The 15,195-nt window shown below is 64.9% G+C and carries 12 protein-coding genes and 1 other RNA gene; 6 read left to right on the top strand and 7 right to left on the bottom strand.

Annotated elements, in window-relative coordinates:
* Positions 1-14: 14 nt before the first annotated feature.
* From AC56LN_RS14905 to rnpB, 4 genes are all read right to left on the bottom strand, one after another.
* On the bottom strand, positions 15-740 hold the full coding sequence (locus AC56LN_RS14905; RefSeq protein WP_499572818.1) for a fimbrial biogenesis chaperone: 726 nt from the start codon (positions 738-740) through the stop codon (positions 15-17).
* 12 nt (positions 741-752) lie between these two features.
* Positions 753-1,265: a Csu type fimbrial protein gene (locus AC56LN_RS14900; protein WP_482900173.1), complete on the bottom strand. Its 513-nt coding sequence runs from the start codon at positions 1,263-1,265 to the stop codon at positions 753-755.
* A gap of 176 nt (positions 1,266-1,441) precedes the next feature.
* On the bottom strand, positions 1,442-2,935 hold the full coding sequence (gene glpK / locus AC56LN_RS14895; RefSeq protein ID WP_499572817.1) for a glycerol kinase GlpK: 1,494 nt from the start codon (positions 2,933-2,935) through the stop codon (positions 1,442-1,444).
* A 58-nt stretch (positions 2,936-2,993) separates the two neighbouring features.
* Positions 2,994-3,341: RNase P RNA component class A (gene rnpB / locus AC56LN_RS14890), an RNA gene on the bottom strand.
* Between the two features lie 145 nt (positions 3,342-3,486).
* On the opposite strand from rnpB, the gene AC56LN_RS14885 reads away from it, so the two are divergent.
* From AC56LN_RS14885 to yghU, 6 genes are all read left to right on the top strand, one after another.
* The gene (locus AC56LN_RS14885; protein WP_499572815.1) at positions 3,487-5,184 is read left to right on the top strand and encodes a thiamine pyrophosphate-binding protein; all 1,698 of its coding nucleotides are present in this window, start codon (positions 3,487-3,489) and stop codon (positions 5,182-5,184) included.
* Positions 5,185-5,283: 99 nt separating this feature from the next.
* Positions 5,284-6,426, top strand: a complete 1,143-nt coding sequence (gene ftsY, locus AC56LN_RS14880) for a signal recognition particle-docking protein FtsY (RefSeq protein WP_499572813.1) — start codon at positions 5,284-5,286, stop codon at positions 6,424-6,426.
* 15 nt (positions 6,427-6,441) lie between these two features.
* Entirely contained in the window at positions 6,442-7,113 is a 672-nt protein-coding gene (locus AC56LN_RS14875) for a cell division ATP-binding protein FtsE (protein ID WP_183557109.1), read from the top strand.
* A complete protein-coding gene (gene ftsX, locus AC56LN_RS14870; protein WP_499572812.1) occupies positions 7,110-8,030 on the top strand; it encodes a permease-like cell division protein FtsX in 921 nt (306 codons plus the stop codon). Before AC56LN_RS14875 ends, ftsX begins: the two co-directional genes overlap by 4 nt.
* Positions 8,031-8,617: 587 nt before the next feature.
* Entirely contained in the window at positions 8,618-9,508 is an 891-nt protein-coding gene (gene rpoH, locus AC56LN_RS14865) for an RNA polymerase sigma factor RpoH (RefSeq protein WP_482897476.1), read from the top strand.
* A 286-nt stretch (positions 9,509-9,794) separates the two neighbouring features.
* Positions 9,795-10,637, top strand: coding sequence for a glutathione-dependent disulfide-bond oxidoreductase (gene yghU, locus AC56LN_RS14860; RefSeq protein ID WP_499572811.1), 843 nt, complete (start codon positions 9,795-9,797; stop codon positions 10,635-10,637).
* Between the two features lie 15 nt (positions 10,638-10,652).
* Here yghU and AC56LN_RS14855 read toward each other — a convergent pair whose 3' ends face one another.
* From AC56LN_RS14855 to pstS, 3 genes are all read right to left on the bottom strand, one after another.
* Positions 10,653-13,346, bottom strand: coding sequence for a bifunctional diguanylate cyclase/phosphodiesterase (locus AC56LN_RS14855; protein WP_499572809.1), 2,694 nt, complete (start codon positions 13,344-13,346; stop codon positions 10,653-10,655).
* 21 nt (positions 13,347-13,367) lie between these two features.
* Entirely contained in the window at positions 13,368-14,030 is a 663-nt protein-coding gene (locus AC56LN_RS14850) for a winged helix-turn-helix transcriptional regulator (RefSeq protein ID WP_482897473.1), read from the bottom strand.
* Between the two features lie 90 nt (positions 14,031-14,120).
* Entirely contained in the window at positions 14,121-15,149 is a 1,029-nt protein-coding gene (pstS, locus tag AC56LN_RS14845) for a phosphate ABC transporter substrate-binding protein PstS (protein WP_482897472.1), read from the bottom strand.
* Between the last annotated feature and the right edge of the window lie 46 nt (positions 15,150-15,195).

Genomic DNA, 15,195 nt, shown 5'->3' with positions numbered 1-15,195 from the left:
GGCTGCCCCGGCCGTCAGTTCGGCGCGACGGCCGCCCTGGCGGACTGCGGCTTGGCGTTGACGGTGGTGTCGATGGCGAGCGGCGCCGGCAGTGCGCCGGCGACGTCGGCAGGCAGCGCCCATTCGCGCGTGCGGCCCGGCAGCGCGTAACCCAGCAAGCCTTTGCTGAGCACGACGTCGCGGCTGCCGACGGTCACGCTGGTGGCGCCGATCTGCGCATGCAGCGCACCGGTGTTGCGGGCGCGCAGGTGCCAGGCGCCGGCGCGCTGGAAAGTGCTCCACTCGAGTTGCGGCGCGGCCTGCGTATCAGCGGGCAGCACGAAGGCCGGCACCGAATACTGCAGGCGGATCGCGACATTGCCCTGCTGGGGGTCGCCGCGCGGCAGTTCGTCGATCAGGATGCGGTAGGTCTGTTCGGCGCCGCCCGGCGTCACTGCGACGCCGGCGCGCCGCACGAGGCGGATCGTCTGCGCGCTCTTGCCCGCGATCTCGATGATCGGCGGGCTGGCCACGAGCTGCGTGGTCGGGGTCAAGGCATCGACGCCGTCACGCTGGTCCCAGGCATACACCCGGACCTGGCCGTACAGCGGCGTGTCGCCGTTGTTCTGCAACTGGATGCCGGCCGCATTCTGCCCCGGCTGGAAGCTGATCGACACCGGCGAAATCTGCAGGTTGGCGCCCTGCGCTGCCGTGCCGGAACACAGTGCTGCCACCAGCACGATGGAGAAGAAACCCCGCATGCACGATTCCGATCAGAAGTAGATGGTCGCGGTGATCGTCGATTTGTAGTTGTCCGGCGTCGGCGACTTCTGGACCGGGATTTCACCGTACACGGTCAGCGTCTGCGCGTTGCCGGTACCGGTGCCGGCCAGCGTGTCGGTGCCCTGGGTATTGCCCCACAGGCCAGAGCCGGCGTTGCGGTACAGGTTGACGGCGACCGTGTCGACGTTCGCGCCGGTGCCGCTCAAAAAGCGCGTGGTACCGGCCGAACCGGCGCCGGTACCGGCGTCCAGGCCCACGTTGTAGGGCGTGGTGTTGGTGCACGTCACGTTGATATTCGACGAACCGGTGATGGCCGACGTGATGACGCCGGTCTGGCCGAAGTCAATCCCGTTGGCGGCGATCGTGCAGTCGGCCACGACGCGCATGGTGACGTCGAAGCTGCTGCTCTTGCTCTTGGAATACACCGCGGCGCCCGTGGTGAACGGCATCACGGCAGCAAGAATGGCGGCCAGGACACGGATACGTTTCGGGGTGGTCATCATCATATTCTCCAGATTCAAGGGCGCTGTCACCGCGACGCGCATCATCTTGCTCAACTCAGAAAATATGATACATGTGTTTCCATGTGGAATCAAAGAGATTGATTCGATTCTGCGGAATCTGCGCACTTTGCTGATTTTTTACAACAGTCGTTGCATTCCTGGCATGTGACTGCGGTTTATTCTGCCGGTTCGGCCCATGCGCGTGCATGCGCCACCGCCCGCGCCCAGCGCGCCATCAGCGCCGCGCGCCGGTCGGCCTCCATCCGCGGCTCGAAACAGGTATCGACCTGCCACTGGTGTTCGAGCGCCGCCGGCGATTCCCAGATGCCGCACGCCAGACCCGCGAGCCAGGCGGCGCCCAGCGCCGTCGTCTCGGTCACGCGCGGACGCACCACCGGGATGCCGAGCAGGTCGGCCTGGAACTGCATCAGCAAGTCGTTGCGTGCGGCGCCGCCATCGGCGCGCAGTTCGGTGACGGCGCAGGCCGCGTCCTTCTGCATCGCCGCCAGCAGTTCGGCGCTCTGGTAGGCGATGGCCTCGAGCGCGGCGCGCGCGATATGGGCGCCAGTGGTGCCGCGCGTCATGCCGAGGATGGTGGCGCGTGCGTACGGATCCCAGTGCGGCGCGCCCAGTCCCGTGAAGGCCGGCACCAGCATGACGCCGCCGCTGTCGGGCACGCTCATGGACAGCGCCTCGACCTCGCGCGACTGGCGGATGATGCCCAGGCCGTCGCGCAACCACTGGACCGTGGCCCCGCCCATGAAGACACTGCCTTCGAGCAGGTAGTCGGTGCGCCCGTCGATCGTCCAGCCGACGGTCGACAGCAGCCGGTGATGCGATACCGGTGGCGCGGCGCCGGCATGCATCAGCATGAAGCACCCGGTGCCGTAGGTATTCTTGGCCATCCCCTTGCGATGGCACGCCTGGCCGAAGGTGGCTGCCTGCTGGTCGCCGGCAATGCCGGCAATCGGGATCGGGTGGCCGAACCATTCGGCGGCGGCATGGCCGACCAGGCCACTGCTGGGCACGATCTCGGGCAGCACCGCGCGCGGGATGTCGAACAGCGCCAGCAAGGCGTCATCCCAGGCCAGCGTGTGGATGTTGAACAGCATCGTGCGCGACGCATTGCTGGCATCGGTCACGTGGCGCCCGCACAGGCGGTAGACCAGATAGCTGTCGACGGTGCCAAACGCCAGCTCGCCCCGCTCCGCCCGCTGGCGCGCGCCCGGGACATGGTCGAGCAACCATTGCAGCTTGGTCGCGGAAAAATACGCATCGAGTTCCAGGCCGGTCAGTTCGGCGATCATGGCGGCCCTGCCCGCCTCGCGCAGCCGGTCGCAGGCGCCCGCCGTGCGCCGGTCTTGCCAGACGATGGCGTTGGCCACGGGTTCGCCGGTAACGCGGTCCCACAGCAGCGTCGTTTCGCGCTGGTTGGCGATGCCGATCGCGGCGATGCGCGCGGGATCGATGCCGCTGTCGGTCAGCGCGGCGCGCGCGCAGGCGAGCTGGCTGTCCCAGATATCGCGCGGGTCGTGCTCGACCCAGCCAGGCTGCGGGAAATGCTGGGGAAATTCGCGCTGGCAGCTGGCGACGGCCACGCCGGCATCGTCGAACACGATCGCACGCGAACTGGTGGTGCCCTGGTCGAGGGCGAGGATGTAGTGGGTCAATGCGGTCTCCGGGACGACCGGGGAAAACGCGCACCGAGCGGTGCGCGTTATAAATTATGTGTAAAGCAGGCCGATAGGCCGGATTCTGTGTAATGCCACCTTGCGGCGACACTTGGACAATCATTCCTCTAGGCGCTGAATTACTCCAGCGCTCAAGCTTCCTACCCGCACGCTCCGCGAGCAACATCAACGCGTGCCTATTTGGAATTGCTCCGAGTGGAGGTTACCGCGTTTCACCGTAACTAAATACGCTCGTCTCTGTGGCCCTGTTCCTCGCCTTGTACCACTGGCTTGCGCCAGCGGATTTCGGCGGACGGCCGTTAACCGTCACCCTGCTCTATGGAGTCCGGACCTTCCTCCCGTCCACGACCTTGCGGCGTGGACCAGCGACTGCCTGGCCTGCTTCACGGGGGCATTGTAACCGATATCCCTCTGGCCAAGCCCGGCGCCGCGCCCCCGTTTTCTGAAATTTGATGTCGCCATTCCAAAAGCCGCATGCAGGCCGCTCACTTAGAATACTTGCAAGCGAACCCTATAAGGACGACCCTCCCATGACGCACCCTTCCCGCACCGGCGGCCAGATCCTGGTCGATGCCCTCTCCATTCACGGCGTCGATACCGCCTTCGGTGTCCCGGGTGAAAGCTACCTGGACGTGCTCGACGCGCTGCATGATTCGAACATCCGGTTCGTGATCAACCGCCAGGAAGGGGGCGCGGCGTTCATGGCCGAGGCCTACGGCAAGCTCACCGGCAAGCCGGGCATCTGCTTCGTCACGCGCGGACCGGGCGCCACCAATGCGTCGATCGGCGTGCACACGGCGTACCAGGATTCCACGCCGATGATTCTGTTCATCGGCCAGGTAGGCAACGACTTCGTCGACCGCGAGGCGTTCCAGGAAATCGACTACCGCCGCATGTACGGCCAGATGGCCAAGTGGGTGGCCCAGATCGACCGCGCCGACCGCATCCCCGAATACCTGGCGCGCGCATTCCAGGTCGCCACCAGCGGCCGTCCCGGTCCGGTGGTGCTGGCGCTGCCCGAAGACATGCTCGTGTCACTGGCGGAGGTCGCCGACACGCGCGCCTATACGCCAGCGCACGGGGCGCCATCCGCCGACCAGATCGCGCAACTGCGCACGATGCTGGCCGAGGCCGAGCGTCCGGTCGTGCTGCTTGGCGGCGGCACCTGGACTGCGCAAGCCTGCGCCGACCTGGCGCGGTTCGCCGAGCGCAATCACCTGCCGGTGGGTTGCACGTTCCGCTTCCAGGACCTGCTCGACAACGCACACCCGAACTACATCGGCGACGTCGGCATCGGCATCAATCCGAAGCTGGCCGCGCGCGTGAAAGATGCGGATCTGGTGATTGCCATCGGTCCGCGTCTGGGCGAGATGACGACCGGTGGCTACACCTTGCTGGCCGCGCCCGTGCCGGCCCAGCGCCTGGTGCACATCCACCCCGATCCGGAAGAACTGGGCAGCGTGTACCAGGGCGAACTGATGATCGCGGCCGGCATGCCGCAGGCGTGCGCCATGCTCGCCGCGATGGAACCGGTCGACGCAAGCTGGCAGGCCAATGTGACGCAGGCCAGGGAGGAGCTGGCCGCGTGGCAGGCGCAGCCTGCCCTGCTGCGCGAAGGCGTCCCGCTCGACCTGTGGCAAGTAGTGCAGGATCTGCAAAGTGCTCTGCCGCCCGACGCCATCATCACCAACGGCGCCGGCAATTACGCGTCGTGGGCGCACCGCTTCTACCGGTATGGCGGCATGCGCACGCAGCTGGCGCCGACCAATGGCGCGATGGGATATGCGGTGCCAAGCGGCGTTGCAGCCAAGATCGTGCATCCCGAGCGGGCCGTGGTGACCTTTGCCGGTGACGGCGAATTCATGATGACGGGCCAGGAACTGGCCACCGCCGTGCAGTACGGCGCTGGCGTCGTGATCCTGGTCTTCAACAACAATATGTTCGGCACGATCCGCATGCACCAGGAGCGCACCTATCCGGGCCGCGTGTCGGGCACGAACCTGCACAATCCAGATTTCGCGGCGCTGGCGCGCGCCTATGGCGGCCATGGCGAAGTGGTCGACCAGACCGCCGACTTCGCACCGGCTCTGGCGCGGGCGCTGGCCTACACGGCGCAGGAACATTTGCCGGCCGTGATCGAGCTGCGCTACGACGGCAATCTGATTACGCCGAACGCCACGCTCGAGATGATGCGCGCGCAGGCCGAGGCCGCAAAAGGAGCACGCTAACGCGCAAAGCGGGAACGTATTGCTGCTCTGGTAAAATATTCGCACGTTTTTTCATCGCCGGCCCCGCCGGCGTTCGCACGAAGTCCCCCACCAGACACTATGTTCAGCTTCTTCAAAAGAAAGAAAGCGCCCGATACCCCGGCGCCGGAACCTGTTGCACCTGCTGCACCCGCGGCGCCTGTCGCCAGGCCCGCGCCACCGGCGCCCGCCGTGGGCAAATCCGACGTCAAACCGGACGCCAGGCCCGAGGTCAAGACCGAGGTCAAGACCGAGGTCAGCGTGCTGCACGAAGGCAGCAACCTGTTCCCGGAAACCGCCGAGCGCCCCACCACCGAGCAGGAAAAGAAACACTCATGGATGGCGCGCCTAAAGGCCGGCCTGTCCAAGACCTCGAGCAATCTGTCGCTGCTGTTCGTCGGTGCGCGCATCGACGAAGACCTGTACGAAGAACTCGAAGCGGCGCTGCTGATGTCCGACGCCGGTATTGCCGCCACCGAGCACCTGCTCACCGAGCTGCGCCGCAAGGTCAAGGAAGACAAGCTGCTCGACGCCGCTGCCGTCAAGACGGCGCTCAAGGGCCTGATGATCGAGATGCTGCTGCCGCTGCAAAAGCCGCTTGAACTGGGCCGCCACGATCCTTTGGTGATGATGATCGCGGGCGTGAACGGCGCCGGCAAGACCACCACCATCGGCAAGCTGGCCAAGCACATGCAAAGCTTCGACCAGTCGGTGCTGCTGGCTGCGGGCGACACGTTCCGCGCCGCTGCGCGCGAGCAATTGATGGTCTGGGGCCAGCGCAACAACGTGACCGTGATTTCGCAGCAGTCGGGCGATCCGGCCGCCGTTGCATTCGATGCGGTCCAGTCGGGCAAGGCGCGGGGCACTGACGTCGTCATGATCGACACGGCCGGTCGCCTGCCGACCCAGCTGCACCTGATGGAAGAGCTGAAAAAGATCAAGCGCGTCATTGGCAAGGGCATGGCGGGTGCGCCCCATGAAATCCTGCTCGTCATCGACGGCAACACCGGCCAGAACGCGCTGGCGCAAGTCAAGGCGTTCGACGATGCGCTGGGCCTGACGGGCCTGGTCGTTACCAAGCTCGATGGCACCGCCAAGGGTGGCGTGCTGGCCGCGATCGCGCAGAACCGCCCGATTCCCGTGTACTTCATCGGCGTGGGCGAAAAGCTGGAAGACCTGCAGCCATTCAACGCCGAAGAATTCGTCGACGCGCTGCTTGGCTGATCGAACAAGGACACCATGATTGCATTCCAGTCAGTATCGAAGCAGTACACGCACGGCGACGCACAGGGCAGCTACGCGCTGCACGACGTCACGCTCGCCATCGGCAAGGGCGAGCTGGTCTACCTGGCCGGCCCGTCGGGCGCGGGCAAGTCGACCCTGATGAAAATGGTCGCCGGCGTCGAGCGGCCCACCAGCGGCAAGGTGATCGTCAGCGGCCATGACGTCGGCCGCATCAAGCCGGCCGGCATCCCGTTCCTGCGCCGTAATATCGGCATCATCTTCCAGCAGCAGCGCCTGCTCAACGACCGCAATATCCTGGCCAATACGATGCTGCCGATGCTGGTGACCGGTGCGCGCACGGCCGAAGCCGAGCAGCGCGCCCGCGCCGCGCTCGACAAGGTCGGCCTTCTCGACCGCGCCCGCGCGATGCCGCTCGAACTGTCCGGTGGCGAACAGCAGCGTGTGGCCGTGGCCCGCGCCATCGTCAACCGCCCGCAGATCATCCTGGCCGATGAACCCACCGCCAACCTCGACCGCGTTGCGGCCGACAAGGTACTCGATGCACTGCGCTCGTTCCATGCGGTGGGCGTCACGTGCGTGATCTCGACCCACGACGATTATGTGCTGGAGCGCGCCGAGCGCGTCATCCGCCTGGAAAATGGCCAGCTGGTCGGAGGTGCAGCATGAGCCCGTGGTTGCGCCAGCATCGTTTCGCCCTCGTGGCCGCGCTGTCCACCGTGCGCAAGTCGCCCGGCAGCTTCCTGTTCAACGTGCTCGTCGTCGCGCTCGCGCTCACGCTGCCGTTCGCGGGCCTGACCTTGCTTGACAATGTACGGCCCCTGTCCGAGCAGTTATCGGTCGACCCCGAGATCAGCCTGTTCATGCGCGAAAATGTCAGCCGGGCCGATGCACAGGCATTGCTGCCGCAGATTCGCCAGATCGTTGCCCAGGGCAAGGGCGAGGTCACCTTCGTGCCGCGCGAAGAAGCGCTGGAATCGCTCAAGGAACGCAGCAGCCTGGGCGGCGTACTGGAAACGCTGGGCGAAAATCCCCTGCCGGACAGTTACGTGATGAAGCTGGACGGCTTTGCCAGCGCCGGCGCTGCCGCACAGGTCGACGCCATCACCGAGCGCCTGCGCGCCCTGCCGGGCGTCGAAACGGTGCAGGTCGACTCGGCCTGGGTCAAGCGCCTGGCCGCCCTGCTCGGGATCCTGCGCCTGGCCCTGCTGCTGCTGGCCGGCACGCTGGGCATCGTTGTCATCGCGGTGGTGTTCAATACGATCCGCCTGCAGGTGCTGACGCAGAAAGAAGAAATCTCCGTCTCGCAACTGCTGGGCGCGACCAACGATTTCATCCACCGCCCGTTCTTTTACACCGGCGCGCTGCTCGGCCTGTGCGCTGGCGGCGTGGCGCTGGGCGTGGTCATGCTGGCGTTACACCCGCTCAACGGGGCCATCGCCGAGTTTGCACGCCTGTACGGCTCGCAGTTTCAGTTGATGCCACTGGGCGGGCTGGCCATTGCCGGCTTGCTGGCGGTGAGTGCCGGACTGGGCCTTGTCGGCGCCCTGCTGTCGGTGCGGCGCCACCTGGCGCGGGCGCGCTGACGGGCTGATGGGGTGCCGCTAGCGGCACTCCTACAATATTGCTGAATAAAAAAGATTGATTCAGGGTGTTGAAAATGCCGGAAGTGTCACCATTTCCAGAGCAGGGCGAGGCGGCCGTTGTGCTGCCTCCCCAATTACCTGGCCGTCGGAACGCGCCGCAGTGCGCCCATACTCCTACGGTCACGTCGCACTTCCCTACGCTGTCTTGCGTAGAACTCCTACAGGCCTCCCCAGTCGTACGTGCGCTATTCAACAGAGAGCATGTCTCGTGCGCCTTACTCTGAACCTGTACGCGATTTCCAGTGTTTATCAGCTGAATTTTGAGCTGGATCAAACGAATACCCAAACGCTGTTCTAGAGTAGATTGCTTGCGGAATTAATTCCTATGGGCAATACTTTGGACAGTCTTAAGTTCTGGCCACGTTCTGGCACTCTCTTTGGGGGAGTGCTAATATATGGTCCAAGGCAATCGAATTTCAAGTAAAAGCATCCGTACACGACGAAGCGACATGCGCTTCGCGATGGCGTCACCGGCATGAGGCCGAGGCCCGTCAGGATGCAGCAAGATTATTAAAAGGGAAATAAACATGTCCGCACAATCCGCATTGGTCCCGACCGGCAATCGTGCTCTGGGACTAGGTTTCACCGGCAATCTCGGCAATATCGATGCGTACATCTCGGCGGTGAACCGCCTGCCGATGCTGACGCACGAAGAAGAGATGTCGCTGGCAAAGCGGCTGCGCGACGATAACGATCTCGACGCAGCGCAAAAAATGGTGCTGTCGCACCTGCGCCTGGTGGTGTCGATCGCGCGTGGCTATCTGGGCTACGGCCTGCCACACGCCGACCTGATTCAGGAAGGCAATATCGGCCTGATGAAGGCAGTCAAGCGCTTCGACCCGAACCAGGGCGTGCGCCTGGTGTCGTACGCGATGCACTGGATCAAGGCCGAGATGCATGAATACATTCTCAAGAACTGGCGCCTGGTGAAAGTCGCGACGACCAAGGCGCAGCGCAAGCTGTTCTTCAACCTGCGCAGCAACAAGACCGGTCTGGACGCGATGTCGCCGGGTCAGGTCGATGATCTGGCCAAGCTGCTGGGCGTCAAGCGCGAAGAAGTGATCGAGATGGAAACCCGTCTGTCGGGCCGCGATATCGCCCTCGAATCGCCAACCGACGACGAAGACGACAAGTTCTCGCCGATCGCCTACCTGTCGTCGGAGCAGCAAGAGCCGACCAAGGTCATCGAAGCGCAGCAGGTAACGCGCCTGCAGTCCGAGGGCCTGGAATCGGCACTTGGCAAGCTCGACCCGCGTTCGCGCCGCATCATCGAAGCGCGCTGGCTGGCCAACGACGACGGTTCGGGCGCCACGCTGCACACGCTGGCGGAAGAATTCAGCGTGTCGGCCGAGCGCATTCGCCAGATCGAATCGGCTGCGCTCAAGAAGATGAAGGGTTCGTTGACGGCGTTCGTTTAAAGCCGCCCTGCTCTGTCCGGAACCCCGCCTCGGCGGGGTTTTTTCTTATGTGGCGTCGCTTTCTACAATACCGCCTTGGCGGATTTTTGTTGCGTTGAACGCGTGGGTGGCATAGCCGCCCACCCTACGGTATTTTTTGTAGGGTGGACGGGTTTCCCGTCCGCGCGTCCAACAAAACGTGGCCGCCACGAAACCGGGGTAACCTGAACGCGTGCAGCCGCCGCCAACACGTTTGTCCCCCATTGGCTAGAATGGTCCTTCTGACACGTCAGCTCAAGGAAAAGCCATGCCTGATTCAACGCCGTATGTCCCGCCAACCGTCTGGACCCCGCCCGCCACCCCGGGCGGCGCGTTTGCCAATATCAACCGCCCGGTCGCCGGACCGACGCACGAGCAAGAATTACCGGTGGGTGAGCACCCACTGCAGCTGTACTCGCTGGCCACGCCCAATGGTGTGAAGGTCTCGATCATGCTCGAAGAACTGCTGGCCGCCGGCCATGCGGGCGCCGAGTACGATGCCTGGCTGATCCGCATTAACGAAGGCATGCAGTTCTCGAGCGGCTTCGTCGATGCCAACCCCAACTCGAAGATCCCGGCCCTGGTCGACCGCAGCGGCCCAGAGCCGGTGCGCGTATTCGAATCAGGTGCGATCCTGGTGTACCTGGCCGAAAAATTCGGCGCCTTCCTGCCGAAGGATGGCGTGGCGCGCACCGAGACGATGAACTGGCTGTTCTGGCAGATGGGCTCGGCGCCATTCATGGGCGGCGGCTTCGGTCACTTCTATGCCTATGCGCCGGAAAAGCTGCAATACCCGATCGACCGCTACGCAATGGAAACCAAGCGTCAGCTCGATGTCCTTGACCGCCATCTGGCCGACAACCGCTACATGGCCGGCGACGATTACACGATTGCCGACATGGCTATCTGGCCATGGTATGGCGGCATGGTGCTGGGGCAGTTGTACGACGCCGCCACGTTCCTGTCGGTACACGAGTATAAGCACGTCAAGCGCTGGGCCGATGCGATCGCGGCGCGCCCGGCTGTGGTGCGTGGGCGCAAGGTCAACCGGTCGTTCGGGCCGGCAGAAGACCAGGTGCTGGAACGCCATAGCGCCGCTGATCTCGACTGATCGTCGCGGCGGCGCTCACGACGCCGCCGCTGCAACCTCGAGCAGGTAGCGCTGCGCCATCAGCACCGCCATCTCGTGCGCCGGCATCGGGCGCGCGATGAAGTAACCCTGCACCTCGTTGCAGTCCAGGCCGCGCAGGATCGCCAGTTGCTCCGCGGTCTCGACACCCTCGGCCACGACCGACATCCCCAGCGCGTGCGCCATCGACACGATCGCCTGAAAGAACACCTTGCCCTCTTTCGACCTGGCCAGCTCGTTGGTGAACGCGCGGTCGACCTTGAGCACGTCCATTTTCAGGCGCTGCAGTTGCGACAGCGACGAGTAGCCGGTGCCGAAGTCGTCCACGTGCAGCTTCACGCCCAGCGCGCGCAGCGCCGCCAGTTCAGCCAGGATGTCGTCCTGGTCGCCCATCATCGCCGACTCGGTGATTTCCACCTCGATCAGACTGGCCGGCACGCGGTGGCGCACCAGGGCCGCATGCAATTGCCGCTGCACGCCGCCACGCATGAACTGCTTGGGTGAGACATTGATCGACACGGGCACGAGCGGCACGCCGGCCTCGCGCCAGGCCGCCAGTTGCGCGCAGGCCTTCTCGATGACAGCCTCGCCGATGCGGATGATCAGGCCCGTCGCTTCGGCCAGCGGAATGAAGTCACCCGGCGCGACCATGCCCAGCACAGGATGGCGCCAGCGCACCAGCGCCTCCATGCTCAGCAATTCGCCACTGCGGGCGTCGACGCGCGGCTGGTAATGCAGCACGAACTGGTCGCCCTCCAGCGCCTCGAGCATGCTTTGCTTGAGGCGCGCGCGCGAATTGAGCGTCGTCGACAACGACGGGTCGAAGAAGCGGTATTGCCCCTTGCCGTCGTTCTTGCCGACATACATGGCGATGTCGCTGTGCCGCACCAGCGTCTCGGCATCGGTGCCATCGCGCGGGTACATGCTGATGCCGATCGACGCGCCCACCGCATGCAGCTCGTCGCCCAGCAGGAACGGCACCCCGAACGCATCGACGATGCGCGCCGCGACCGATGCCGCCTGGCGCTCGCCGTCGCACGGCGTGAGCAGGACGACGAATTCGTCGCCGCCGAAACGCGCCACCTGGTCCGACGGGCGCAGCAGCGACAGCAGGCGCTGGGCCGCACACTTGAGCACGGCGTCGCCGGTGGCGTGGCCGTGAGAATCGTTGACGTGCTTGAATTCGTCCAGGTCGATGAACAGCAGCGCCGCGCCCATGCTGGCGCCTTGCGCCTGCGCCAGCATCGCGGGCATGTGTTCCAGGAAAGCGTGGCGGGTGGCCAGGCCCGTCAATGTATCCTCGTTGGCCAGGCGCTCGAGCTGCGACTCGTGGGCCTTGCGCTCGCTGATGTCCTGCAGCGTGACGGCCAGGCCGTGACCGACCCGCACCAGGCGGCGCCGGCCCCAGCTGATGTTCAGGCGATTGTCGCTCGGCATCCTGCGGTCGTCTTCATGGAAACCCGTTTCCATCGCCTTGCGGTAAGTGGCCAGCAAGTCTTCGCCGAACAGGCCCGCGTCGATTTCGGTCAGGCTCGCGCCGACCAGGTCGTCACGCGTCATGCCGTAGAAAAAGGCGCCCCGTTCATTGCAATCGACGATGCGAAAGTCGACGATCTGCCCGTCGCGCCCGCGCACGGCTGCCGCCATGTAGAAGCCGTCGTTGCCGCTCTCGGTGGCAGTGCGGTAGGCGCGCCGCACATCGTCCTGCTCCTTGCCGCGCTGCAGCGCGCGCTGCGCCAGCACGGCGCCGACCGCACCCAGCAGCATCAGGCACAGCGTGGCGGCAATCGCACGGTCACGGCTGTCGGTCCAGTAACGATTGCTTGCGGCCAGCGTTTCAGGGCTTGGCAGGCCGACCAGCGCAACCAGTGGATAGACCGGCGACTGGCGCCAGCCCAGCACGCGTGACTGGCCGTCGGCAAATCCATTGGCCCCGTCGATCTCGCGCACACCCTGCTCGCCGGACCAGGCAGCGCCGCGGCGCGGCAGCGTGGCCGTGTCGAAGAACGCGGCGCCGTCGCTGCGCTGTTCGACGCGCAGGCGCCCTTCGCTGCCGGCCAGCGCCACGATGCCGCCGGCGCCGAGCGTGGCCGGGCTGACGAACGACGTGAAGTAGCGCGCATCGACCGCCATCATGACCACGCCGTCGAATTCGTCTTCGCGGTCGTCGAGACGGCGCGTAAACAGCACGACGTCGTCGGCCGCACCGATCTGTACCGGTGTGGCGCCGACCCGCAGCGCGGTCGAGTTATTGTCGCGGTGGTGCGAAAAATACGGGCCGTCGGCCAGGTCGGCGCCGACCAGCGCGGGCCGCGTGCTCGAACGCACGACGCCACGGCGGTCGAGCACGGCAACCAGGTGGAAGGCGCTGTCGGTGAACATGCCGTCACGCCGCATGTCGGCCAGCAGTTCCGGCCTGCGCGAGTTCTCCCAGCTGAACTTCAGCTGCATCGTGATCTGGTCCATCTGCGCGACCGAGCGCGTGATGTACTGCTCGTAGGCTTCGGCGTAGGCAGCGGCGTCCTTGCGGACCTGGCCGGCGACGCGCGCCTGTTCGGCGTCCACCCTAACCAGGGTCGCGCCCCACAGCGCGATGCACAGCAGCAGGGCAAGCAGCGGCCAGGCCAGCACCAGGTAGCGCTTGCTGCGGTGTGGCGTGGCGGAAGGGGCAATCGGGGGATGGTGGCTCATGCTGCCGGCGAGCGCTGCATGTCAGGTCGGTGCCAGCATGTAACCGGCGCCGCGCACGGTCTTGATCAGCGATTTGGCGCGGCCCAGCGCCTTGCGCAGGCGCAGCACGTGGACGTCGACGGTGCGCTGGTCGAGCGACTGGTGCGCGTCCCAGAGTTGTTCGAGTAATTGCGAGCGCGAAAAGACCTGGCCGGGATGGCACAGCAAAAAACGCAGCAGGCGATATTCGGCGTGGCGTACCTCGACCCGGCTGTTGCCGACCTTGACGCTGCAGCTGAGCGGATCGAGCACCAGGCGGCCCGAGCGCAGCAGCCGCGATTCGGGCGACAGTTCGCGCGCATCGCCAATGGGCGCCTGCGGAATGAATTCGGGATGCGCCACTGCTGCCGGCAGCGCAGGCGAACGCTCGCCTTCTGCACATTCGGCCGCCAGCAGGATCACGGGTTGCTCACGCAGGCGCCGGTCGCCGCGCAGGCGCGCCAAGAGGCGCATGCCGCCTTCGTTGCGCAGCATCGATTCCTGCAGCAGGAGTGCGGGCCGTTCGCGGCCGATGAAGTCCCAGGCTTGCGCCAGACTCGGCACGTTATGCCAGACCCACTCGTCCTCGTGCAGTGAAAATTTGAGCAATTCGGCGATCGCCGGCTTGTCGTCAATCACCAGGACGATCGTGTTCGCCATTGTCATGGGATACCCAGTCTGTGAGATGCCGAGGTTGGCGGTGCTGATAAAAAAATCCGGCAGTCAAGCTGCCGGATGGTTGCATCACCTGCCTGATTACATGATCGCTTTGCCCGAAGCGTCTTTCAGGTTGGCTTTCCAGGCATCCTGCACTTGCTTGACAACGCTGGCTGGCATCGGGACGTAGTCCAGTTCAGCTGCTGCTGGCGCGCCGTTCTTGAAGGCCCAGTCGAAGAACTTGACGACTTCCTTGCCCTTGTTGGCATCAGCCTGTTCCTTGTGCATCAGGATGTACGACACGCCGGTGACTGGCCAGCTCTGCTTGCCGGCGCCGTCGGTCAGGACCACGCCGAAGCCTGGTGCCTTGGTCCACTCGGCGTTCGCGGCAGCTGCCTTGAAAACGTCGTCGCTAGGCTGCAGGTCGACGCCTTCTTTATTGCGCAGCTGGGTGTGCGACAGCTTGTTCTTCTTGGCGTAGGCCCACTCGACGTAGCCGATCGAACCCTTGATACGCTGCACGTTGGCGGCGACGCCTTCATTGCCCTTGCCGCCCACGCCCACGGCCCACTTCACGGTGGTGCCCGAGCCGATGCTTTCTTTCCAGGCCGGGCTGGTTTTTGCCAGGAAGTCGGTCCACAGGAACGAGGTGCCCGAGCTGTCAGCGCGGTGCACGACGGTGATGTCGGTATCCGGCAGCTTGACGCCCGGGTTCAGCGCGGCGATCGGCGCAGCGTTCCACTTGGTGATCTTGCCCATGTAGATGTCGGCCAGCACTGGGCCGGTCATCTTCAGCTGGCCTGGGGTCACGCCGTCGACGTTGACCACGGCAACCACGCCGCCCATGATGGCCGGGAACTGCATCAGGCCTTCTTTTTCCAGCTCATCTGCCTTGAGTGGCATGTCCGACGCGCCGAAGTCGACGGTCTTGGCCTTGATCTGCTTGATACCGGCGCCCGAACCCACCGACTGGTAGTTCAGGCCATTGCCGGTCGCTGCCTTGTAACCCTCGGCCCACTTGGCGTAGATCGGGTACGGGAAGGTAGCGCCTGCACCGGTCATGTCGGCGGCAAACGAGGTCGTCATCACGAGTGCGGCAGCGGCGCCGGCGAGGATCTTTTTGAACATTGTTATTCCTTAGTTGAGGGATATGTTTTGCACTACAGGGCAGAGA

The sequence above is a fragment of the Telluria sp. ZT3P26 genome (assembly GCF_059686035.1).
The sequence above is the reverse complement of the archived record's forward strand: the minus strand, read 5'-3'. Positions and strand labels throughout refer to the sequence as shown.

Coding starts and splice junctions, on each gene's coding strand:
- AC56LN_RS14905 (WP_499572818.1), bottom strand. CDS start 740: ATGCGGGGTTTCTTCTCCATCGTGCTGGTGGCAGCACTGTGTTCCGGC.
- AC56LN_RS14900 (WP_482900173.1), bottom strand. CDS start 1,265: ATGATGACCACCCCGAAACGTATCCGTGTCCTGGCCGCCATTCTTGCT.
- AC56LN_RS14885 (WP_499572815.1), top strand. CDS start 3,487: ATGACGCACCCTTCCCGCACCGGCGGCCAGATCCTGGTCGATGCCCTC.
- ftsY (WP_499572813.1), top strand. CDS start 5,284: ATGTTCAGCTTCTTCAAAAGAAAGAAAGCGCCCGATACCCCGGCGCCG.
- AC56LN_RS14875 (WP_183557109.1), top strand. CDS start 6,442: ATGATTGCATTCCAGTCAGTATCGAAGCAGTACACGCACGGCGACGCA.
- ftsX (WP_499572812.1), top strand. CDS start 7,110: ATGAGCCCGTGGTTGCGCCAGCATCGTTTCGCCCTCGTGGCCGCGCTG.
- rpoH (WP_482897476.1), top strand. CDS start 8,618: ATGTCCGCACAATCCGCATTGGTCCCGACCGGCAATCGTGCTCTGGGA.
- yghU (WP_499572811.1), top strand. CDS start 9,795: ATGCCTGATTCAACGCCGTATGTCCCGCCAACCGTCTGGACCCCGCCC.
- AC56LN_RS14855 (WP_499572809.1), bottom strand. CDS start 13,346: ATGAGCCACCATCCCCCGATTGCCCCTTCCGCCACGCCACACCGCAGC.
- AC56LN_RS14850 (WP_482897473.1), bottom strand. CDS start 14,030: ATGACAATGGCGAACACGATCGTCCTGGTGATTGACGACAAGCCGGCG.
- pstS (WP_482897472.1), bottom strand. CDS start 15,149: ATGTTCAAAAAGATCCTCGCCGGCGCCGCTGCCGCACTCGTGATGACG.